Here is a 21,903-nt window from a genome sequence, read left to right as displayed (position 1 = left end):
AAGCTTGGAGGCTTCATTGGTTATCAACTGAGTTGATGGCGTAAATGTTACATCGAGTTAACAAAAATATAAATATATCTGAAGAAAAAGCTTGAAACGATGAGTAAAAAGTGAGTGTTTACCCCTTATTGGGTGGGGTTGAAAGCGGTAAAATACTGCGTTAGGCTGCATGAATTGCCAAGAAGAAGCGTTAAAAGAAACTGCCACGGAAGCTTGTGCGGTCAACCGTGGCAGTTTTTCTAACTGTGATTTTTAACTCACAGAAGCAGATTCGATCTTAATTTCTTCGGCTGGGGCGCCATCTTCCTTGCCGTCCTTGGTGCCGCTTGCGGCGATTTCGTCAAGAACCTTAAGACCAGATTCGGAAATTTTACCGAAGTACGTGTAGTTCGGCGCCAGTGGTGAATCACCGTAGTTCAAGAAGAACTGCGAACCGTTGGTATCAACACCTGCGTTAGCCATCGCGATGGTGCCACGTGGATAGATCTTAGGGGCGCTTTTTTCTTCGTCGGTTGCCTCATCGGTAGGGAACTCATTGGCGAACTGGAAACCCGGTCCGCCTGCACCAGATCCCGATGGATCGCCACACTGGAGCACCTTAATCCCGGAGGTGGTTAACCGGTGGCAAACAGTGTCGTTATAGTAGCCTTCGGCAGCCAAGTGAGTGATTGCATTCACCGTGCACGGTGAAACTGCGCGATCCAGTTCCAAATCAATGGTGCCCTTGTTGGTCTGCAATGCTACGTTGGCTGTGCCGGAAGTAGGCACGTTGTCTGTAGCGGGAAGAGAAACTTTCTTTGCTGCTTCAGAACCATCCTCGTTGTATGCGCAGGTCACGGTTTCCGGAAGTGGATTCTTGCGGGCAAGGCTGATTGGAGAGAGGTTCTGTTCGGGCATTAGCTCTGATGGTGTTGGTGCACCGGAAGCTTCGATAGACTCTTCGCTTCCGGTGTACTTCGTAGCGAAAACGATGCCGACAACGATCAACACGATGGCTAATGCAGCCGAAACGACGACACCCAGCGGTTTCATCTTCTCAGAACGGTCGCGGCTGTTGATTTCCTTTTCCAGGTTTTTCATCGCCTCTTGACGGCGTTGCTTGTTGTCGCTCAACCTTAGTTCCTCACTTTTAATGCGTGTTTGATGAAAATATTGTTCTGCGAATGCGCGGAACGAGAACCAGCGACCATTCTAACCTTTAGAAAAACTAAATAGACAATGCTCGCCGAAAGTCTGCATAAATGAGGAAACTTTAGCCAATCAAAGGTGTGTAATGTACGCGAGCGTCTGGGCGTCGAAAAGCTAAGGTGTGAATCTAACGCTGCAACCGTCTGGAAATCGCGGAGTGTCGAAAAATACTTAAGGGGAATCTCCGATATTTATTTGCCAAATAATTCCGAATTGATCGACTAATTGACCGTAGAGATCTCCCCATGGTGCCTGTTCCAACGGAACCGTAATGGCAGAAGCGGACTCGGCTAAAAGGTTCCAACACGGTTGCAATAAATCTTGATCATCGCCATTGAGGCAGAGGTAGTGGTTGTTTCCAATTCGTAGTTCTTCGTTAGAGAGAACGTCGGTTGCACGAATGATGAACCCGTGCGGACTGCGCAGAACTCCGTATAAAACTAGGTCCTGGTTTTCTGCGGCAACATCCGGCCGGAAGTCAGCGTATGTCTCAATCACGGGTTTACCACCGAGTACTGTTGCGTAAAATTCGAGGGCGTCTCGTGCGCAGCCATCAAATGCTAGATACGGGCTTAGATCGGGTTTCACTGAAAACCTCCGTTAACGTTGAAGGCGCTTGGGCCGTGTCGTACTGTACGTTCTATGGCTTTCTTTCAAGACTAGTGACGCTCACACTTAAGTAAAGTAGCTTAAGGCACAAAATTCGGTGATAATTGATGAAAAGCGTGGTCAACGGTGTGTTTTCATTTATATGCGAGCTGGCTCAACATGTAATTGTGGCGAGTGTAGGAAAAAGTACTTAAGGTATGGGCATGGCTAAAACTCATTTCAAAGGCACCCCAGTAAACACTGCTGGAGACTTGCCACCAGTAGGAAGTAAAATCCCAGCTTTTACAGTAGTTGGTACGAACCTGGCTGATATCACCGAAGGTTCGTTTCCGGGAAAACGCGTCGTTTTAAACATCTTCCCCTCAATCGACACTGGTGTTTGCGCCCAATCGGTTCGTCGATTCAACGAGGAGGTCTCGCGGCTGGAGAATGCCAACGTGCTCTGTATTTCCGCAGACTTGCCGTTTGCTTTGGATCGGTTCTGCGGCGCCGAGGGAATTGAAAATGTTACGGCGGCTTCTTCTTTCCGCTCCAGCTTCGGATCTGATTTTGGTGTCACTTTGATGGAATCCCCATTGGCTGGATTGCTGGCCCGTGCGGTTATTGTTGTCGACGAAGACGGTACTGTACTGCATTCCCAACTGGTTGATGAGATTGGTCATGAGCCAGATTACGATGCCGCCATTGCAGCTTTGAACTAGTTTTTCTCCGTACACCCAGTCGAGTTACAGCTTCGGCTGGGTTTTCTGTGCCTGCGGTAGGGTAAAACGCATGGAGATTTTCGGTTTTCCCGCAGGACCTTATCAAACGAATTGTTTTGTTGCTGTTGACAACGCAAAAGCAACAGTCATTGATCCAGGTATGCACGCTGCTAAGCAGCTGATTGAATACTTTACGAAAAATGGGATCGAGCTGGAGCGGATTGTTCTAACCCACGGGCATATAGATCACACTCGCGATGCTGGCACTCTTGCCGCGCGCTACGGGGTGCCAGTGTATATCCATCAGGCGGATGCGTTTATGCTAGAACGAGGGGAGGGAGTATCCCGCGAATCCCAGATTTTATTTGATGCGGAAAACATGACCCCTATCAAGGATCTCCGGTTTTTTGACGATGAAGATCGGATTGATATTGGCGGTGAAAAATTTGTCGTAAAACATGCGCCGGGGCATTCGCCAGGCTGCGTGATGATAGTGGGGGAGGAAGTCGTTTTTAGTGGCGATGTGCTATTTCAAGGATCAATTGGGCGCACTGATCTGCCGCATTCTTCGCATTCCGACATGATGGAGTCGTTGCATAAACAGGTTATGGGACTATCGGACGACCTTCAGGTGCTACCGGGGCACGGTTCGGTGACAACAGTTCGGGCGGAAAAACGTGGCAATCCATTTTTGGTTGACTTTGCCTAAAACGGTACTGGTAATACCGTACCGTTGCCTACTAAGGTAATAGAACGTGACTGACAAGAAGCTTTCTAAAATTGCGGCACCAAAAGGTGTGCCGGACTATATTCCGCCAGTATCTGCCGAATTTATCACCATCCGGGATACGTTTGCGCACCAGGTTAGGCTTGCGGGATACGATCATATTGAGCTTCCCATTTTTGAAGAAACGGCGTTGTTTGCCCGAGGCGTTGGTGAATCTACGGACGTTGTGTCGAAGGAAATGTATACGTTTGCGGATCGAGGCGACCGCATGGTTACGCTTCGCCCCGAGGGCACAGCTGGGGTAATGCGCGTGGTCATTGAACACAACTTGGACCGGGGTCAGTTGCCCGTGAAGTTAAGCTACTACGGGCCGTTTTTCCGCTATGAACGTCCGCAAGCCGGACGTTACCGACAACTGCAACAGGTGGGTGTGGAAGCCATCGGGGTTGACGATCCCGCGCTAGATGCTGAGGTTATCGCCTTGGCTGACCGTTGTTTTAGAAGCATCGGGCTTTCTGGCTACCGCTTGGAGCTGACATCGCTGGGTGATAGCAGCTGCCGACCAGCGTATCGGGAGAAGTTGCAGGAATTTCTGTTTACATTGCCGCTAGATGACGAAACCCGACGTCGCGCGGAGATAAATCCACTGCGGGTGCTTGATGATAAGCGCCCGGAGGTCAAAGAAATGACCGCAGAAGCTCCACTTATGCTGGACTATCTTTCGGATGAAAGCCGCTCTCACTTTGAAACCGTCACCGGCTTGCTAGAGGATTTGGGGGTGAGATACCAGATCAATCCACGCATGGTTCGAGGCTTGGACTATTACACCAAAACCTGCTTCGAATTTGTCCACGATGGTCTTGGGGCACAATCTGGTATCGGTGGCGGTGGTCGCTATGATGGGTTGATGGCTCAGCTAGGCGGACAAGAGCTTTCCGGTATCGGTTTTGGATTGGGGGTCGACCGTGCATTACTGGCCTTGCAAGCAGAGCAGAAATCAGTTTCTGATGGTAGCCGGGTCGACGTGTTCGGTGTTGCCTTGGGTAGTGTGGCTAAGAAACGCATGGTTTTGCTTGTCGACGCCCTACGTGCCGCTGGTATCCGTGCAGACATGAGTTACGGCGATCGGGGATTGAAGGGTGCTATGAAGGGTGCTGACCGGGCGGGCGCGAAGTTCGCTTTAGTTCTTGGCGAAAGCGAACTGGAAACCGGGACGGTTGCGGTGAAGAATTTGCGCGATCACGAGCAAGAAACCATTGCGCTGGAAAGCGCGGTGGAGACCATTTCCGCCTTGATCGACAACGAGGCCTAGTTACCGAATCCGACTAACAGAGTGCGTCGCAGTGGGTTTTGCTTGCATCGCACTTTTTGGTTTTTCAACGGCTTGGTGCTGGGTCTAGCTGCCATGTGAAAGCACAAACTCCCGCGCATAAGGCAGCGTGAAATCTACTTTGCCACGAACCGGTGGGTATATTAATTCGCGGCTGATCAGCTTGGCGCGCACCTGCGAGGCAACATTTGCCTTTAATCCCATCCGATTGGCTATCTCCGCGGTGCTGGCAGGTTCCGGACCTAACATAGCCATGTGGTGCAGGAACTCCTGCTCGCGTTCGCTTAGTCCAAGAAACGCTGGGCGATGGACTTGTTGCCCCATACGGTAGATGACGTCCGCTGTGATGGTTTCGATGGTGTCGACATCGACCGTGTCTTTGTGGTCAATTTCTGCTTGTGCCCACGAGAGGGAACCGACAGTTTGAATCAGGTAGGGATATCCCCTGGTGATCTCCGTAGCCAGTGACAGCGCGTCGGGATCGAACTGTTTTTGTCCTTCCGCCATGGTTTCTTCCAACGTTGCGGCTGCGGATTTGGCATCGACCATTCCTAATTCGATGTATTCGGCGCGCCGAAGAAAGGTCATGCCTTCGTGGGTGAGTAAATCATTGATTCCTGCGGCGAGCCCAGCCCCGGCGAATGCGATATTAAGATCGTCGCGTCGTAAATCCTGAATGGTAGTAGCCAATTCTCGCATTTGTTCGGTTGGCACGGATTGCACCTCGTCGATGGTGATAAAGACTCCTTCGACAGTAGACAATAGTGCACGCAGCATCGTATTGAGCGTGGGAACCGGAGCCGCTGCGGTAGAAATATCGAAGTCTATTCCGCCGACACCGGCTATGGAGATGCCACTGATGGTGCGTTTTGTGCCGTCACTTCGTTTGGTCTTTCCATCGCCGGGGTCTTGAAGTGCAGTGACGGCGGCGGGAATGACGGTCTCCATCAGGTGGGTAATCATGGTGGGGCGAGGGTCTGCCCGTAACACGATCCAGCCGTATTGCGTTGCTATGTCTTCAAATTCATTAAGCAAAACAGTTTTACCGATACCACGCGGGCCGGATACGAGTGATACACGGATCGGGTTGCCTGGTTCAAACAAGCTGAGTTGAAAAGAGCGAATCCAGTTGTCGCGACCTGCTAGGTACAGCGGCGACATCCCGAAACTGGGGCGGAATTGATTGCGCGCTTGGGGCTTCTCAGCATTGCGGCGTGTTGATGGATTCTTCCGTGCTGCATTCATAGTTATTGTCGCTTTTCCTGGCCGGTGGTGTGTTGATGGCTTAACTGTCATCGCCATCGTACCCGGTTCAGACCGAAGAATCGATAGATATTATAGAAAACGTAAATTTTGTAGAAAATATAGAAAGTTTCAAACCTGGCAGAAAAACCATCAATGCCGCCATAACCGTGGGGCTGGTACGGTCGACGCGGGGCTCAACCGGGCGTTTGATAGGTGTCGACAAGCGGCTGCGTTAGGCGCGGGAAAGCTTCTCCACCAATAGCGCAACGTCGGAACCAGTTACGATCCGCAGCGGTTTCTGATGCGGTTTACCGGATTCGTTAATGATTATGGCACTTGGCAGGTGCCCATCAAGCGGCGTGGTCATGGCCGTTATAACTGCGGTGGGGGTCGCGTTGCGGCCTAGGAAAACGCATGATTTTCGGCTGATAGCCATGACTTCAGAGCGCAGAAGCTCGTCGATGGTGTCGTTAGTATCAATGGTTATCAGCGAGTCTGTCCGGGGACGAGTTGCAATCCATCGCACCACATCTTGATCCTGCACGACCGTGATAAATGAGCCTTCGGAATACACCGGGTACTTTCCGTGGCGGGCGCGGAGAAGTTCACCAAAAGTCGTGGAAGGAGAGTATGTTTCCACTCGTTGTCCGCCCAACACCTGCAGTGCCGTTGCCGGATGTAGTAGCTGGTCGCGGATCTTTTCAATGCGCCGAAGCGTATCGACATTCGGCTCGGCGATGGGCTGGAAGCTTTCGTCGTATTCACCATGCGAAATGGCGTTGCGCAGCTCAGCGTACTCCAGCAACGTTTCCGCTTCCTGCGAACCAAGGATGCGAATGCGCTCGGCATCACGAACCATTCTGCTAAAGCTATCGCTGTGTCGGGCGCTGAGCCGATGCCGGAGATGCCGCTCGATGTCGTTAAAGGCTGCGAGGAACGGGAACGCGCGGTGATGGTTGAGATCGACGTCCATACCGCCAATAGTAGTGAGCCGATCTGGCTCATGACAGCAGCGAGTGATGTGACAATCACCGATTTGCGTTACTTAATCAGCGAACACATTTCGTTGGCGGCGCGATCAATGCGCTCTAGTAGAAGCGGCCAGGCCTCAGGGGTTCGATCGGCAGGAGTAACCAAGATGCCAGTTGGGACTATGCGGGCTTTGAAGAAAGAGAACAACGGGCGGATCGCGTATTCAATGACAAGTGCGTGCCGTTGCGAACCCGCATTAGCAGCAAGGATAACTGGCGTGTTCTTGAGCGATTCCATGGGGATTGCGTCGAAAAACAGCTTAAATATCCCGGAGTATGAAGCCTGAAAAACGGGAGTGACCACGATTAATGCATCGGACTCGGTGACCGTGTCGATGGTTTGTTCAAGCTGCGGGGTACAAATTCCGCCCGTCGTCATGAAATCTATGAGATCGTGGCCCAAATCCTTGATCTCAATAACTTTTAGTTCCATATCATCACGCGCGGAAAGGATGGGGGCAGCGATTAATTGCCCCAGTTCCACGGAAGAAGAAGGCGATGCAAGCCCAGCCGAAATAATAGTTAATGTAGCCATAACACTTCACACGATAACTTAAAATCTTTAAAAACAAACAGAAATTGGCTTTCAACTTTATTTCCGCTGATAAAAGTAGGGGCAAGGGGGTGTTATTTTTACCAAAAAGGGGGATTCAAATGTGCAAAAACTTAAAAAGTTATTTAGCTAATGCTGAAATTATAAATAGAAGTTTCACGATGTTGGCACAGATTGCAAAACGTGACAAACGCGGATGAATGGCGAAGAATGGGGCAATAATGTCCGTTTTGTTCGCGGGGCAATTAACGTTTTCCCGCTTATTCACCCCTCATCACAATTGATGAACCTTAATACGAAACGCGAAAAAGCAAAGAAAGAATATGGATACTGTAGAAACCCCAACTGAAATTTCGATGTGCATCAAGGCCACCGGGCTTGAGGTCATCTCCGGTGTGCAGTTTCCCGATATCGAAGTTCCGGCCGTTGGATTGACGCTTATCCACACCGATCGGGAACAAGCAGCAACTACTCTCAGCATGACACTGTGCGGAAGAATGAAAGAAGCCTCAGGTTCGGTGATTGTATGTGGTGCAGATGGTAAGGAATTTCACTCTCCAAAACAACGTTTTCTGCATACAGCTATAGCCGGAGTGCCAGAAATAGACTCCCTCGAACGTCTGGTGCCGGTACGGACCGTCATTAGAGAACAAGCTGCTTGGCATGAAAAATGGTGGAAACCAACCCCGCGAAACATCGATACCATTGCGTCATACCGCAAGGCAGCCGATCTGCTTGGGTTTGATATGGATAATGAAGCCGCCAAGCGCACCCTAGTAGGACAATTAGACCCGTACCGCCGGTTCGTGTTGCGAATCGTGTTGGCGATAATGTCGCGGCCGGATGCAGCATTGCTATTGGTCGATGACATCGATCAACTGCGTAGCCTTGAATTACGCAATAACCTACTGCGTAACTTACGTTCGCTCAGCGCCACCATGCCGGTTGTCGCAATGAGCGTTAACCCCGATACTGATGCCATTTGCCATCATGTAGTCGCGGTGCATAACCATCGAGGAAACGGGGAGGCAGAATAAATGAGCACGTTTCATATCGGCTCGGAGCTGCGGCGATTTTCTCGCGGCAAACTGCCGCCCTTGGCTTTGGCAGTTATCATGCTTCTTCCATTATTGTTTGGCGGACTCTTCGTTTGGAGCTACTGGGACCCAATCGGGCGACTGAATAACTTGCCTGTCGCGGTGATCAATTCCGATGAGGGGGCAGAAGTCAACGGCGAAGAATTGAACGCTGGCGATTTGATCGTCGAAAAGCTACTCGCCTCCGGTGCTGTCGACTTTCACGAAACCACGGTCGAGGAAGCCCAAGAAGGTGTGGCAAACGGAACATACTATTTCGCCATCGAATTTCCGGAAGACTTTTCCCAAGCAGTTTCTAGCGTCAATACCGATAATCCGCATCACGCCACGATGAATGCGGTGTTTAACAACACCAATGGATTACTTGGTACCGCTTTGGGCAATCAAGTTGTCAACCAAGTGTTGATGATTGTCAATGAAAATTTAGGGGAGAAACTTGTCGACCAATTGCTTGTAGGGTTCAGCACTATCAAGGACAATCTTAGCAAAGCAGGAGACGGCGCGAAGCAACTCGCTGATGGAGCACACACCGCAACCGATGGTGCCCAAAAACTCGATGGTGGAGCAGGCACGCTAGCCGACGGCCTGATCACTGCAGACGACGCAGCCCATCAACTCGCTGACGGGGCTGAAACACTGAGCACAAATCTGAATACTGCAGCTGGGGCCTCGCAATCGCTAGCCGACGGCCTGAGCCAATTAAACGCCGCTACTGATCGATTAGGTGCTGGTGCTGGGCAAATCAGTGAGGGGGTAACCAAGCTCACTGGTCCGGCAGCGACAGTGGCCGGTGAACAAGAAGAAGCACTGACCCCGTTGATCAATCTCGCAGCGCAACTGCGATCGTTGAATATTCCGCAGGCAACAGATCTTGCACAGCAAGCAGATGCCATCGTTTGGAATATCCGCAACCAAGGATTGGGTAACGGTGATGACGCCATCAGCAAACTCAACCAATTATCTGCTGGCGCGCAAGAATTGCACCGGCAGCTAACAGATCCGACAGCCGAATACCGGGCAGGACTAAACAAAGCAACAGACGGCGCTCGTCAGCTATCTGAAGGCGTGCACAAGCTTTCCGACGGGTCCGAGCGGCTGGTCGTTGGCAGCCGAAAGCTGGCAGACGGTACCTCTAAGTTGGCGCAAGGAGCACAGCAATTAACCGTCGGCGCGAACCAACTAGCAAGCGGCATGGTTCGCTTAGACGAAGGCAGTGGCGAACTCTCACTGAAATTAAACCAAGGCGCGGAACAAGTTCCTGGTTTCGCGGACGGAGCGTCCGCCTCGTTCGCCACTCCGGTTAAAGAACAACAAACCAAAGACGAACTTTCGCTATTTGGTGTGGGACTCGCCCCAATGTTCATCTCCATCGGCCTGTTTATGGGCGCCACCGTAATATTCATGCTGCTGCGCCCATCACAGCGCCGCGCCATCGACTCCGGTGCGGTTCCCATCCGCGGCGTCATGGCATCGTATTTGCCCGCGATCGTGGTGGGCATAGCCCAAGCCACCATCATGTTTTGCGTTCAGCGCTTCGCACTGGGGCTACATGCAGTCCACGAACTAGGGCTGTGGGCCAGCATGTGCCTGATCTCCGTCGCGTTCATCGCCATAACTCAAGGTTTGAACAATATTTTTGGGGCAACGGTTGGCCGTGTTCTGTGTTTGGGATTAATGACGCTGCAGATAGTGTCCTCCGGCGGGCTTTATCCACCGGAAACCCAGCCTACTCCGCTTCGGTGGTTCCATACTATTGACCCCATGACCTATTCAGTGAACCTAACCCGAGAAATAATTTTTGGAATTGATGCAGCCTATGACGACCGAGCCATAGAAGCGGTGCTCTTCCTTGTGGTTGTCATGGCGTTATTCTTAACCGCCTCTGGTTTGTCCGCCCGGCGGGATCGCCGGTGGAAAATGAAAGACTTCCGGCCTGAAGTATCTGTTTAGAATGAGGGCATGGATCGTTCCCGAGTCAATGCATTACGCAACCGTGCCGCCGCGTTAATCGACTACATTCCGACCGTCGAAGCGTTAATTGCCACCCTAACGGCAGAACCACTTCCAGCCCGCGTTTCCACGCAAATCGGCATCACTGACGGTGCGGAATCGGTCCACGTGATAGATCCCACGATGATCACATGGCCGCCGGGAATGTTCGTCCGCGCCGAATGCACCGACGCCCTCGAATCCCTACAAAAGTTCCTGAACTTGATCGCGCCGCTTGGTCAGCTTTATCGGGCGAGTGAGAAAGCAGGAAGTCTGTTCGGTTCGCTGTTTTCTTCGGCCGCACATAATGCAGCGGCTCAGGCCGCCGCTGAGGAACTGGAGCTTCGGCTGACGGATCCCGCAATTTCCGAATTAGAAACCGTGGCCAAAGATGCCTTGCACCGGGCACAGCTAGCCAACAACCTCCAACTTCGCGGAGTCCACTTAAATCCAGGCGTACACGGGCTACCAGATACATATATTTCCGCCGCCCGCAACGCATTGGTCGCGGAACTCGGGTTGGAAAATACCGTAGGAATTGGGTTCGATACGCTCGACCGAAATTACGTCTATCCGACATTCATGCTGGTGCAACGCATAATCCACGATCCGCTCGCCCAGCCACAGTTAACCGAAGAAGCCAGGCGACAATTGCACCAGCTTCAGAGCGAACGAGCCGAACTATTGATGCGGGAATTACCCGTTGATCATTTAAAAACAGTCACGAATGACCGGCTCCGAACTACCGGATTAGCGGAAATCGGGATTTCAACTGTGCACGATGTTTTGCATACACCGATAACGACGTTGACCCAAGTTTCAGGCATTGGACTCCAGACCGCCAATCGGCTCAAGGCGGCCGCCCAAACGTTGCTTTCGGAAGCACAGGCAGCTGATACCGCCACGATAGGTACCGAAGCGTCACCGGCAGCGAAAAACCTGGTCGGTGTGTTAAAAGTATTTGAATTGACCGATACATTGACGATCGATCAGAAAAACCGGCGGGAACGCCTAATTCGCTACTTCGCCGAGTTTCCGGAGAACATGAACCCGGCTGGAACTGCCTTGGTTGTAGTGAAAGCAGGAGAGAATTGCTACGGACAGTTTTTGGATGACATCGCGTGGGCAGTCGCAGCACCAGAGTCATTGATGACTCAGGCCGCCTCGGTACCTATCGGAGCAGACACCCTGACGACGGCACGGCAGCTCAGCGAGGAAGCGTGGGTGGATTATCTATCCCGACCGGCGCATTATCAATCATTGCTCGACGCGCTGTTAGAAAAAAGTGCTGCCGCGACGAATCTCGCGGGTCTGGACGAATCCACAATTGAAGCGATCCGCGCTTTACAACTCAACGACGAATTGCTCCACGATCTGTACCTGCGTGGCTATCAGAGCTTCGGTGCCAAATTCACTTTGGTGCGCAAGAAAACGATTCTTGGCGACGAGATGGGGCTTGGCAAAACCGTGCAAGCTTTGGCGGCGGCAGCCCATCTTTCCGCAACACAGCCTGCTGCGCGAATTGCAGTGGTTGTTCCTGCGTCATTGATCGTGAACTGGAGTCGCGAAATAACGAAATTCACCAATATTCCCGTCCACATTGGGCACGGTGAAGCAAAAGAAGTTGCTGTTTCTAGCTGGGCGGAAACCGGGGGATTCCTCATAGTCACCTACGATGGTGCCCGCAGTATGGATATAGCTGCACCAGAGATGGTGATAGTTGATGAAGCGCACTTCGTGAAAAATCCGGGGGCACTTCGATCCAAAGCGGTCGCGAAACTCATCGAAGGAGCCGACTACGCGCTGCTCATGACCGGTACACCGATGGAAAACCGGTTGAAGGAATTCCGACAACTAGTCCGTTACGTTCAGCCCGAATTGCTGTCAGATAGCCCCGAGGATTCTGCCGAACGTCCCGCACAATTTCGGGTACGGGTGGCACCCGCATACTTGCGACGCAACCAGCAAGACGTGCTTGATGAACTCCCAGAAAAGGTTGAGAACCTTGATTGGGTGACGCTTAGCTCCGCTGACGAAAAGAACTACGCGGCCGCTATCACCGACTCCAATTGGATGCGGGCGCGCCGGGCGGCATTTCAGTCTCAGTCGCCGATGTGTGCCAAGGTCGAACGCATCCGGGAAATCGTCGCCGACGCAGAAACTGAAAACAAGAACGTCCTGATTTTTAGTTACTTCCGCGATGTTTTGGAGCGCTTGCAAGAAGAATTCGCCACTAAATCGGTCGGTGTTATTAACGGTGACGTTCCACCAGCCCAGCGCCAGTTGCTTGTCGACGACCTAGGCGTCAGTGGTAGCGTTTTGCTGGCGCAGATCGGTGCCGGTGGTGTGGGACTTAATATCCAGAAGGCTCAGATTGTTGTTTTGGCTGAGGTGCAAGTCAAGCCCAGCCTGGAAGACCAAGCAATTGCACGGGCGCACCGTATGGGACAGACCGAAATCGTGCACGTTCATCGAATCATCGGTGACGACACGGTCGACGAACGTCTGTTGGAAATAACCAAAGAAAAACGGCAATTATTTGATCAATACGCGCGGGAATCCGAAGCCGCTGACGTCCACGACGCCGTCGATGTTTCTGAAGCACAGATTGCCGCAGACATCATCGCAGCCGAGCGCAAACGCCTGGGAATCACCGACGATACAGGAACTAACAGTGCGGAAGATACGATGGAATCCGAAGCATCCGAACCAACAACCGTATCAACAACACCCGCGCAAGAACCAGATTCCACAAACGACAGTAACCGACCAATCCAGTAATTGGGGTGCGACCCGGGGACGTCGACAAGTGAAACCGCAGTAAAATTGAAAGCCGAAATCAGATAAACGTCCGGCCCACGTTATAAAACGTTGGGCCGGACGTTGTGCATCTGACTTTAAACGATGGCACCTTTGGGCTACAACAGTGACTACGACTGCTAAAAAGATTTACAGAAAACTTTATAGTGGGCAGCTAGAAAGCTGGCCGCTTTGGTATCCGTTAAGGAACGCCTGCTGGCGTTGCTCTGAAGTACCATGAGTAAATAGGTCTGGGCGAACAGTACCGCCGGAACGCTTTTGGATATTATCGTCACCCACCGCCCGGGCGGCATTGATAGCACCAGCTAATTCTTCCTGGGTAATGGGCTGTAGGAAAGCATTTTCACCCTTATCCGCATAATGCGCCCAAATCCCGGCGTAGCAGTCTGCCTGCAATTCAATCTTCACCGCATTGGAATCGGCACCTGGCTCATTGTAATTAGACAGATGCAACGTTCCCTGCAATTTCTGAATATGGTGGCCAAATTCGTGCGCCACGATATATTCCTGCGCAAACGGGGTGTTTTTAGCGCCAAACTGTGGAAGCTTCTCGAAGAAGGAAACATCGAAATACGCTGTCTGATCACCGGGGCAATAAAACGGCCCGGTGGCAGAGGTTGCCATGCCGCAACCGGTCTGAGCGGAACCGTCTAAAGTACGAGCTTGGGGCGGAACGTATTTGATTCCGGCTTGTTGTGGAAGCACTTTTTCCCAGACGCCATCGAGAGATTCTGCGGTAGCAGATACACGGCAGTCGGCGTGCTCATTAGCGTCGGCACCGGTCTTGCAGTGATCTAATGTCGAGTTTTGATTTTCGGCCCCAGTTTGCTGATTGCCGCCCAAAACATCTGCAATCTGGCTAGGGTCGGCGCCCATGAAATACATGATCCCAGCGAGCAGCAAAATACCTATGCCGCCGCCACCAACGGCCATGCCGCGGGCTTTACCGGCGCGCTGCACACGATCGCTACGTAAAGTAACATCAGGTCGGAATGTCATAGTTATATATTCTTCCATGAAACGCTGTGACAGTGAAGGATTGACCACCAGTAGCTACCAGCTTTAATGGGACAAGTGATCTGTAGATGCTTGGGTTTAGCACACAGAATGCGCCTTTTCGCCCGGATAACGGTAGACTTCTAGGGTCTGATAACAATCAAATAACCGCACAATCGCCAAGCATTCCTACTTGAGCTAGTTACATAGGGTGAATTGATACAAACCGTAATGAAACTGGTTCTTGGGTTAAGCATGGCTTTCTTGAAAGGATTTGAGGCCAGTGCTGCGCACTCATCTCGCAGGAGAACTTCGTAAGGAGACTGCCGGACAGTCTGTCACCTTAACCGGTTGGGTTTCCCGCCGCCGAGACCACGGCGGTGTTATCTTCATTGATCTGCGGGACTCTTCCGGGATCGCACAGGTTGTTTTCCGCGATAATGCAGTGGCAGAAGAAGCCCATCACCTGCGCAGCGAATTTTGCCTCAAGGTCACCGGAACCGTCGAGTTGCGTCCAGCAGGTTCGGAAAACCCCAACCTGCCATCCGGTGATGTGGAAGTAAACGTCACTGAACTCGAAGTGCTCAACGAGGCTGCTGCACTGCCATTCCAAATAGATGATGCCGCCAAAGGCGGCGAAGTGGGCGAAGAAGCCCGTCTGAAATATCGGTACCTCGATTTACGCCGCCCACACCAAGGCGAGGCCCTGCGGTTGCGCTCACGCGCTAACCAGGCTGCTCGGAAGGTGCTCGGCAATCATGATTTTGTGGAGATCGAGACACCAACATTGACCCGTTCCACCCCGGAAGGTGCACGTGACTTCCTCGTGCCAGCCCGGCTCAAGCCTGGCTCTTGGTATGCATTGCCGCAGTCCCCACAGCTGTTCAAGCAGTTATTGATGGTTGCCGGCATGGAACGCTATTACCAGCTGGCACGTTGTTATCGCGATGAGGACTTCCGGGCGGACCGCCAACCGGAATTCACCCAGCTCGACATCGAGATGAGCTTCGTCGATCAAGACGACGTTATTGCGCTTGCCGAGGAAATCTTGGTGGAATTGTGGAAGCTCATCGGTTACGAAATCTCCACCCCGATTCCGCGGATGACCTACCACGAGGCAATGCGCCGGTTTGGTTCAGATAAACCGGATCTTCGATTCGATATTGAATTGGTCGAGTGCACCGAGTTCTTCAAGGACACTCCGTTTAGGGTATTCCAAAACGAATATGTTGGCGCTGTGGTGATGGCTGGTGGTGCCTCCCAACCACGCCGACAGTTAGATGGTTGGCAAGAATGGGCAAAACAGCGGGGCGCGAAAGGACTTGCTTATATTCTGGTGGGCGAAGACGGCGAGCTTTCCGGCCCGGTGGCCAAGAACCTTTCCGATGCTGAGCGTGCCGGAATCGCTGGACACGTTGGTGCGAAACCAGGTGACTGCATCTTCTTTGCAGCAGGTGATACCAAGAGCTCGCGGGCGCTTTTGGGGGCAGCACGAGGTGAGATTGCCAAGAAACTCGATCTCATTAAAGACGGCGACTGGGCGTTTACTTGGGTTGTTGATGCTCCAATGTTTGAGCCGTCGGCAGATGCCACCGCCTCCGGTGACGTTGCTCTTGGGCATTCAGCCTGGACAGCGGTTCACCACGCGTTTACCTCGCCGAAACCAGAGTGCGTTGAAACCTTCGATTCCAACCCGGGCGAAGCGCTCGCATATGCCTACGACATCGTATGCAACGGAAACGAAATCGGTGGTGGTTCGATTCGTATCCACCGCCGGGACATCCAAGAGCGAGTGTTCAAAGTCATGGGTATCACCGAAGAGGAAGCGAACGAGAAATTCGGCTTCTTGCTCGAGGCCTTTGCTTTCGGTGCGCCACCGCACGGCGGTATCGCCCTTGGCTGGGATCGAATCGTTTCCTTGCTGGGTGGGTTCGACTCCATTCGCGATGTCATCGCCTTCCCGAAGTCCGGTGGTGGTGTCGACCCATTGACCGACGCACCAGCGCCAATTCCGTTAGAGCAGCGTCGCGAAACTGGCGTGGATTTCAAACCTAAGAAATCCGAAGCTAAGTAGCTATTAATTTCCGGCGTTACTGAACCTACAATTCGGTAACGCTTAACAGTTTGGGCCTACACGGTAGCCGTACCTAACGTAGGCTTAACGTTAGAACCGGCTAGCAGCTTCAAAAGCGAAACGCTAGCTAGTTTTCTTCTATTCACTTATGTACTTCGAGGTGAAACGCTCAGATGAACAGCCCAAGCCCAGAGCTTATTCGTGACATTGTGATTACTGCAGAAGGGTTGTTATCGCAACGGTTCGGTGGCAATCAGTCGCTAACCGACGTCAAAGAATTAAGCGGATCTGGAAATGCTGTTGTTTTGCGTGCGAAGGTAGCACCATCGCCGTTTTTGCAGCAACGGTCTGTTGTTTTGAAATACGTTCCGGGTGCCGGGAATATCGGCGATGAAGCTAATCTGATTCGGGAAATCGTCGCCTATCAGTTCACTACCAGCCTGCAAGAAGATGTCAGGCCAGGCCCGGTGCTTTTGACCCATGATGTGGAAAAGAAGCTTCTAGTAATCACCGATGCAGGTGATGGCGATACCTTCGCTGAGCTTTTAATGCGGTCATCTCAAGATAACCGTGTTGAGATTTTGCGTGCACTCGGTAAAGCGATAGGCAAGATGCATGCCAGCACTGCGGATAAAGAGCAGGACTTCAACATTTTGCTCGGCCGGATGCTTGCAAAACACCCGCAGATTAAAGAGGTGCATCGGGTTCGGGAGCACATGCCGGTAGCAGCGATTGCTATCGGTGAACGGCTGGTGCGTGCCGCCGGAATTGAGATTCCTCAGGAGGTAACTAATCTTGCAGCGGAGGCTTCCCGAAGGTTAAGTTCAGGGCAACATCGGGCTTTTACTCCGTTCGACCTGACCCCAGAAAACGTAATTGTTTCTGATAGAACTCACTTTTTGGATTACGAATGGGCAGGTTTTAGGGATGCCGCTTTCGATGTGGCATGCGTGGTTGCTGGTTTCCCGCAGAATCTGTCCACCCGGCCAATCTCCGATGAAGAAGCGGATGTTTTCATAGATTCCTGGGTGCGGGAAGTCAACGTTATGTGGCCAAACGTCAATAATAGGGAGCGCCTCAACGCTCGGATCATCGCAGCGATGATAGGTTGGTCTTTTTCCTCAGTTGCTTTAATGCATTTTGATGTTAACGATCCAGAAGTACTGGCGATGATCCTACCTAATGGTAAAGCTATCGATTTGGATGAAGAAACCATCGCTAGCTTGGTGGAATCCGCTTCACCGTGGGCTATTGATTTGCTCAGCGGTACACCGGTGGAACCAGAAGATGATATGCGGCTCATTCGCCTTGATCTTTACGAAACTTTCGAAGCGCTGGAGCGGTTCGCGGCTCGGGGTAACGGTTCAAACTTCGCCCCAATCGCGACGTTTGCACGTGAAGTGGTTTCCCGACTCACTGTTGAAGAACGGTAATTATCGTGGCTGACACGCTTTTCGACGCCCCCCAGGGGAGCAGCGGTGATAGAAACGAGTTTTTCACCGTGGGCTCCCACGCGCCGTTGGCGGCGCGAATGCGGCCGAGAAGCCTGGAAGAAGTTGCAGGCCAAGAACACCTGTTAGCGCCCGGTAAACCACTTCGTCGGCTCATTGAGGGCTCAGGTGCAGCGAGTATCATTTTGTACGGGCCGCCCGGAACCGGAAAAACCACCATCGCGTCGCTCATTTCTTCTGCAACTGGCCACAAGTTCGTTGGTCTATCAGCGTTGAATTCAGGCGTAAAAGAAGTACGATTAGTCATCGATCAGGCACGGCGGGCGTTGATCGATGGGATTCGTACAGTGCTCTTTATCGACGAAGTCCATCGTTTTTCTAAGACCCAACAGGATGCATTACTGGCGGCTGTGGAAAACCGGACGGTACTTTTAGTGGCGGCTACCACCGAAAACCCCAGCTTCTCGGTGGTAGCGCCGTTACTTTCGCGGTCATTGCTCCTGCAGCTACAGCCGCTTGACGACGGCGCAATCTGGGACGTCCTTAACCGCGCTATTTCCGATGACCGGGGATTGGCTAATCGCATTAGCGTCACGTCTGAAGCACTTGACCAATTGGTCGCGTTATCCGGCGGCGATGCTAGACGTGCTCTGACGTATTTGGAGGCAGCATCTGAGGCAGTCGTTGATGGTGGAGTGCTTGATAGGGATGTGATTAGTGCAAATATTGACCGAGCAGTAGTCCGCTATGATCGTGACGGGGATCAACATTATGACGTGACCTCAGCGTTCATTAAATCGATTCGAGGTTCGGATGTCGACGCGGCGGTCCACTACCTAGCACGAATGATTGAGGCAGGTGAGGACCCGAGGTTTATTGCCCGCCGGTTGATCGTGCATGCTGCTGAGGACATAGGTATGGCTGACCCACAGGCACTGTCAATAGCGGTTGCTGCGGCGGAGGCAGCACAGCTGATCGGTTTGCCAGAAGCACGAATTCCATTAGCCGAAGCCACAATTTATCTAGCTACCGCTCCGAAGTCCAATACCGTCTATAAGGCGATTGATGCCGCTATCGCTGACGTGCGGGCGGGCAAAGCTGGAGTAGTGCCGCCCCATCTTCGGGACGGGCATTATTCGGGTGCTAAGCAATTAGGTCATGCGGTGGAATATCAGTACCCTCACGACTATCCGGCAGGGATTATTGCACAGCAGTATTTGCCGGACACGTTACTAGGCAAAGTAGAGTATTACCGGCCTTCAGATCACGGCAATGAGAAGCGGCTACGTGGGGTCGTCGACAAGCTACGCGCATTAATCCGGGGCAAAGTGCTAAAGTAAGCAAATTGTGTGCCAGTGCGTTGCCACCCACGCTCTGGTAAAGATTCACCGAATTATGTAACGAAAAATTTAAGGACGTTTGTCGTGCAAACTCATGAAATCCGGGAACGGTTTATTAACCACTATACTTCTGCTGGCCATGAATATGTGCCATCGGCGTCATTGATTCTGGACGACCCCAATCTGTTGTTCGTCAACGCCGGAATGGTACCGTTCAAACCGTATTTCTTGGGGCAACAAAACCCGCCGTTTGCTAGCGGCACGGCTACAAGTATTCAAAAGTGCGTACGCACCTTGGATATTGAAGAAGTGGGTATTACCACACGTCACAACACGTTTTTCCAGATGGCTGGAAATTTCTCATTTGGTCAATATTTTAAAGAAGGAGCTATCAAGTTTGCTTGGTCGCTTCTTACCAAACCGGTTTCTGAAGGTGGCTATGGTTTCGACCCGGAGAAATTATGGGTCACTGTGTACCTTGATGACGATGAAGCAGCAAATATTTGGGAAACTGTAATTGGATTGCCGCCTGAGCGGATTCAACGGCTGGGAATGGCCGATAACTACTGGTCCATGGGCGTTCCAGGTCCATGCGGGCCATGTTCGGAAATCTATTATGACCGTGGTCCGGAATACGGCAAAGAAGGCGGACCCATCGCCGATGATTCTCGGTATCTGGAAATCTGGAACCTCGTGTTCATGGAAAATGAACGTGGTGAGGGAACTGGGAAAGATAGCTTTGAAATTATCGGGCCACTGCCGAAGAAAAACATCGACACCGGTATGGGGGTCGAGCGTGTGGCATGCTTGCTTCAAGGCGTCGATAACGTTTACGAAACCGATCTGCTTCGACCCGTCATTGATGCTGCGGAAGCAATAACATCCACCACTTACGGAAAAGAACAGGAATCGGACATCCGGTTCCGGGTAATCGCAGATCATTCGCGCACGGCAATGATGCTCATTCTTGACGGTGTTACCCCAGGAAATGAAGGGCGCGGCTACATTTTACGAAGGTTACTGCGACGAATTATCCGCTCAGCTCGGCTACTGGGCGCAACTGGTAAAACGATGGAAAAATTCATGAACACAATCATGGACACCATGACTCCGTCATATCCAGAGATAGCTGAGAATCGCGAACGTATCCTTCGGGTTGCCGTGACAGAAGAAAATGCGTTTTTAAAGACCCTAGAATCAGGAACCCAATTATTTGAGGATGCTGCGGCAAAAGTTAAAGCGGAGGGATCTAAAACCTTAATGGGTGCGGATGCTTTTGCATTGCACGATACCTACGGTTTCCCGATTGATTTGACCCTTGAAATGGCTGCCGAAGCAGGGTTGGAAGTTGATACTGAGGGCTTCGATACTTTGATGGCGCAGCAGCGTGCTCGGGCAAAAGCCGATTCCCAGGCAAAGAAACACGGGCATGCGGATCTGTCTATCTACCGCCAGTGGGTAGACGAGCATCCGACCGAATTTGTTGGATTTGATGATCTGGAGACCGACTCCAAAGTGATCGGCCTGATTGCTGACGGCCAAAAGGTTAATGAGGTCCACGCTGGTCAGGAAGTAGAGGTCATTCTTGACGCTTCTAGCTTCTATGCTGAATCTGGTGGTCAGATTGGCGACCGTGGCTTAATCAAAATGGGCGATACCCTTCTGAACGTTCACGACGTGCAAAAAGTCGGGAAGAAGCTGTGGGTGCACCGGGCAGTAATAGAAAATGGCGGCCTTGGCATTGGCGACACGGTCACAGCTTCAGTCGATCCCAAGTGGCGGCATGCTGCCCGACAAGCCCATTCTGCTACCCATCTAATCCATGCGGCATTACGAGAAGTACTCGGGCCGACTGCCGTACAGGCTGGTTCCATGAATAAGCCGGGTTACCTGCGGTTTGACTTCAACTACACCGAGGCATTGACTCCGCATCAGCTGGAGCAGATCGAGGCGATTACTAACGAAGCAGTTGATGCCGACTGGCAAGTCAACACCATTGAAACCACTCTTGACGATGCCAAGAAGATGGGGGCAATGGCGTTATTCGGCGAGAATTATGGAAATCTGGTGCGCGTGGTGGAGATCGGCGGACCATTCTCCATGGAATTGTGTGGTGGCACTCACGTGGATCACTCTTCTCAAATCGGTCCGGTGGCAGTATTGGGTGAATCCTCTATTGGTTCTGGTGCGCGACGTATCGAAGCATATTCTGGCTTAGATTCGTTTAGATACCTATCCAAGGAACGTGCATTAGTTGAGGGACTGGCTACATCCTTGAAGGCGCCAGCGGAAGAAGTTCCAGATCGAGTTGCACAATTGGCCGCAAAATTGAAGGAGGCAGAGAAGCACATTGCAGATCTTCGGCAAGCACAATTGCTGGCACAATCTGCCAAGTTGCTCTCCAGCGCGTTAGTTTCCGGAAAGATCCGAGTGATCGCGGTGCGCCTGGACGATGAAACAGCACCTAGCGACTTACGGTCCTTAGCCTCGGACATCAAGTCTAAATTGGGAGCCGAGCCAGGGGTTGTGGTGCTAACCGCTGCTACAGATAACAAAGTTCCGTACGTTGTCGCTGCGACTCCGGCTGCTATTTCGTTGGGTGTAAAGTCCGGTGACTTGGTTAAGAAATTCGGTGAATATGTCAACGGTCGGGGCGGCGGTAAGCCTGATATGGCTCAAGGCTCCGGAACAGACGTTGAGGGGATCCAAGCTGGATTTAAAGCCATATATGAGCAGGTGTCTCAGTATTAGA

General features: G+C 51.9%; 16 protein-coding genes. 10 read left to right on the top strand and 6 right to left on the bottom strand.

The genetic code is table 11. The features are described from left to right. Window positions 1–252: 252 nt before the first annotated feature. Complete coding sequence (locus CMUST_RS08525) at window positions 253–1,113, bottom strand: peptidylprolyl isomerase (RefSeq protein WP_047262169.1); 861 nt, start codon at window positions 1,111–1,113, stop codon at window positions 253–255. Window positions 1,114–1,359: 246 nt separating this feature from the next. Then, window positions 1,360–1,776: a VOC family protein gene (locus CMUST_RS08520; protein WP_047262168.1), complete on the bottom strand. Its 417-nt coding sequence runs from the start codon at window positions 1,774–1,776 to the stop codon at window positions 1,360–1,362. A gap of 224 nt (window positions 1,777–2,000) precedes the next feature. Here CMUST_RS08520 and tpx point away from each other — a divergent pair, with 224 nt between their 5' ends. The 3 genes from tpx to hisS all read left to right on the top strand — a co-directional run bounded on the left by tpx (window position 2,001) and on the right by hisS (window position 4,537). Then, window positions 2,001–2,498 (top strand): thiol peroxidase, encoded by a 498-nt coding sequence (gene tpx / locus CMUST_RS08515; RefSeq protein WP_047262167.1) that lies wholly within the window; start codon window positions 2,001–2,003, stop codon window positions 2,496–2,498. A 70-nt stretch (window positions 2,499–2,568) separates the two neighbouring features. Beyond that, window positions 2,569–3,207 carry an MBL fold metallo-hydrolase gene (locus CMUST_RS08510; protein ID WP_047262166.1) on the top strand — a complete coding sequence of 213 codons (639 nt, stop codon included), beginning with the start codon at window positions 2,569–2,571 and terminating at the stop codon, window positions 3,205–3,207. A gap of 46 nt (window positions 3,208–3,253) precedes the next feature. Beyond that, entirely contained in the window at window positions 3,254–4,537 is a 1,284-nt protein-coding gene (hisS, locus tag CMUST_RS08505) for a histidine--tRNA ligase (RefSeq protein WP_047262165.1), read from the top strand. An 84-nt stretch (window positions 4,538–4,621) separates the two neighbouring features. Here hisS and CMUST_RS08500 read toward each other — a convergent pair whose 3' ends face one another. The 3 genes from CMUST_RS08500 to CMUST_RS08490 all read right to left on the bottom strand — a co-directional run bounded on the left by CMUST_RS08500 (window position 4,622) and on the right by CMUST_RS08490 (window position 7,366). Continuing rightward, on the bottom strand, window positions 4,622–5,800 hold the full coding sequence (locus tag CMUST_RS08500) for an ATP-binding protein (RefSeq protein ID WP_047262164.1): 1,179 nt from the start codon (window positions 5,798–5,800) through the stop codon (window positions 4,622–4,624). A gap of 232 nt (window positions 5,801–6,032) precedes the next feature. Beyond that, window positions 6,033–6,773: a hypothetical protein gene (locus CMUST_RS08495; RefSeq protein ID WP_047262163.1), complete on the bottom strand. Its 741-nt coding sequence runs from the start codon at window positions 6,771–6,773 to the stop codon at window positions 6,033–6,035. A gap of 68 nt (window positions 6,774–6,841) precedes the next feature. Further along, complete coding sequence (locus CMUST_RS08490; protein ID WP_047262162.1) at window positions 6,842–7,366, bottom strand: CE1759 family FMN reductase; 525 nt, start codon at window positions 7,364–7,366, stop codon at window positions 6,842–6,844. Window positions 7,367–7,707: 341 nt separating this feature from the next. Here CMUST_RS08490 and CMUST_RS08485 point away from each other — a divergent pair, with 341 nt between their 5' ends. From CMUST_RS08485 to CMUST_RS08475, 3 genes are read left to right on the top strand one after another with little or no spacing between them, the layout of a single operon-like run. Continuing rightward, a complete protein-coding gene (locus CMUST_RS08485; RefSeq protein WP_052844601.1) occupies window positions 7,708–8,421 on the top strand; it encodes a hypothetical protein in 714 nt (237 codons plus the stop codon). Then, complete coding sequence (locus CMUST_RS08480; RefSeq protein ID WP_047262161.1) at window positions 8,422–10,431, top strand: YhgE/Pip domain-containing protein; 2,010 nt, start codon at window positions 8,422–8,424, stop codon at window positions 10,429–10,431. A 9-nt stretch (window positions 10,432–10,440) separates the two neighbouring features. Then, on the top strand, window positions 10,441–13,251 hold the full coding sequence (locus CMUST_RS08475; RefSeq protein ID WP_083987485.1) for a DEAD/DEAH box helicase: 2,811 nt from the start codon (window positions 10,441–10,443) through the stop codon (window positions 13,249–13,251). Window positions 13,252–13,431: 180 nt separating this feature from the next. On the opposite strand, the gene ypfJ is transcribed toward CMUST_RS08475, so the two are convergent. Beyond that, on the bottom strand, window positions 13,432–14,289 hold the full coding sequence (gene ypfJ / locus CMUST_RS08470) for a KPN_02809 family neutral zinc metallopeptidase (RefSeq protein WP_047262160.1): 858 nt from the start codon (window positions 14,287–14,289) through the stop codon (window positions 13,432–13,434). A 280-nt stretch (window positions 14,290–14,569) separates the two neighbouring features. Between ypfJ and aspS the strand changes: the two genes are divergently transcribed. From aspS to alaS, 4 genes are all read left to right on the top strand, one after another. Further along, on the top strand, window positions 14,570–16,360 hold the full coding sequence (gene aspS, locus CMUST_RS08465) for an aspartate--tRNA ligase (RefSeq protein WP_047262159.1): 1,791 nt from the start codon (window positions 14,570–14,572) through the stop codon (window positions 16,358–16,360). Window positions 16,361–16,533: 173 nt separating this feature from the next. Next, window positions 16,534–17,793 (top strand): phosphotransferase, encoded by a 1,260-nt coding sequence (locus CMUST_RS08460; RefSeq protein WP_047262158.1) that lies wholly within the window; start codon window positions 16,534–16,536, stop codon window positions 17,791–17,793. Window positions 17,794–17,795: 2 nt separating this feature from the next. Beyond that, complete coding sequence (locus tag CMUST_RS08455) at window positions 17,796–19,151, top strand: replication-associated recombination protein A (RefSeq protein WP_047262157.1); 1,356 nt, start codon at window positions 17,796–17,798, stop codon at window positions 19,149–19,151. Window positions 19,152–19,235: 84 nt separating this feature from the next. After that, window positions 19,236–21,902, top strand: a complete 2,667-nt coding sequence (gene alaS / locus CMUST_RS08450) for an alanine--tRNA ligase (RefSeq protein WP_047262156.1) — start codon at window positions 19,236–19,238, stop codon at window positions 21,900–21,902. Window position 21,903: the final 1 nt, after the last annotated feature.

The organism is Corynebacterium mustelae, from assembly GCF_001020985.1.
GTDB lineage: Bacteria > Actinomycetota > Actinomycetes > Mycobacteriales > Mycobacteriaceae > Corynebacterium > Corynebacterium mustelae.
The sequence above is the reverse complement of the archived record's forward strand: the minus strand, read 5'-3'. Positions and strand labels throughout refer to the sequence as shown.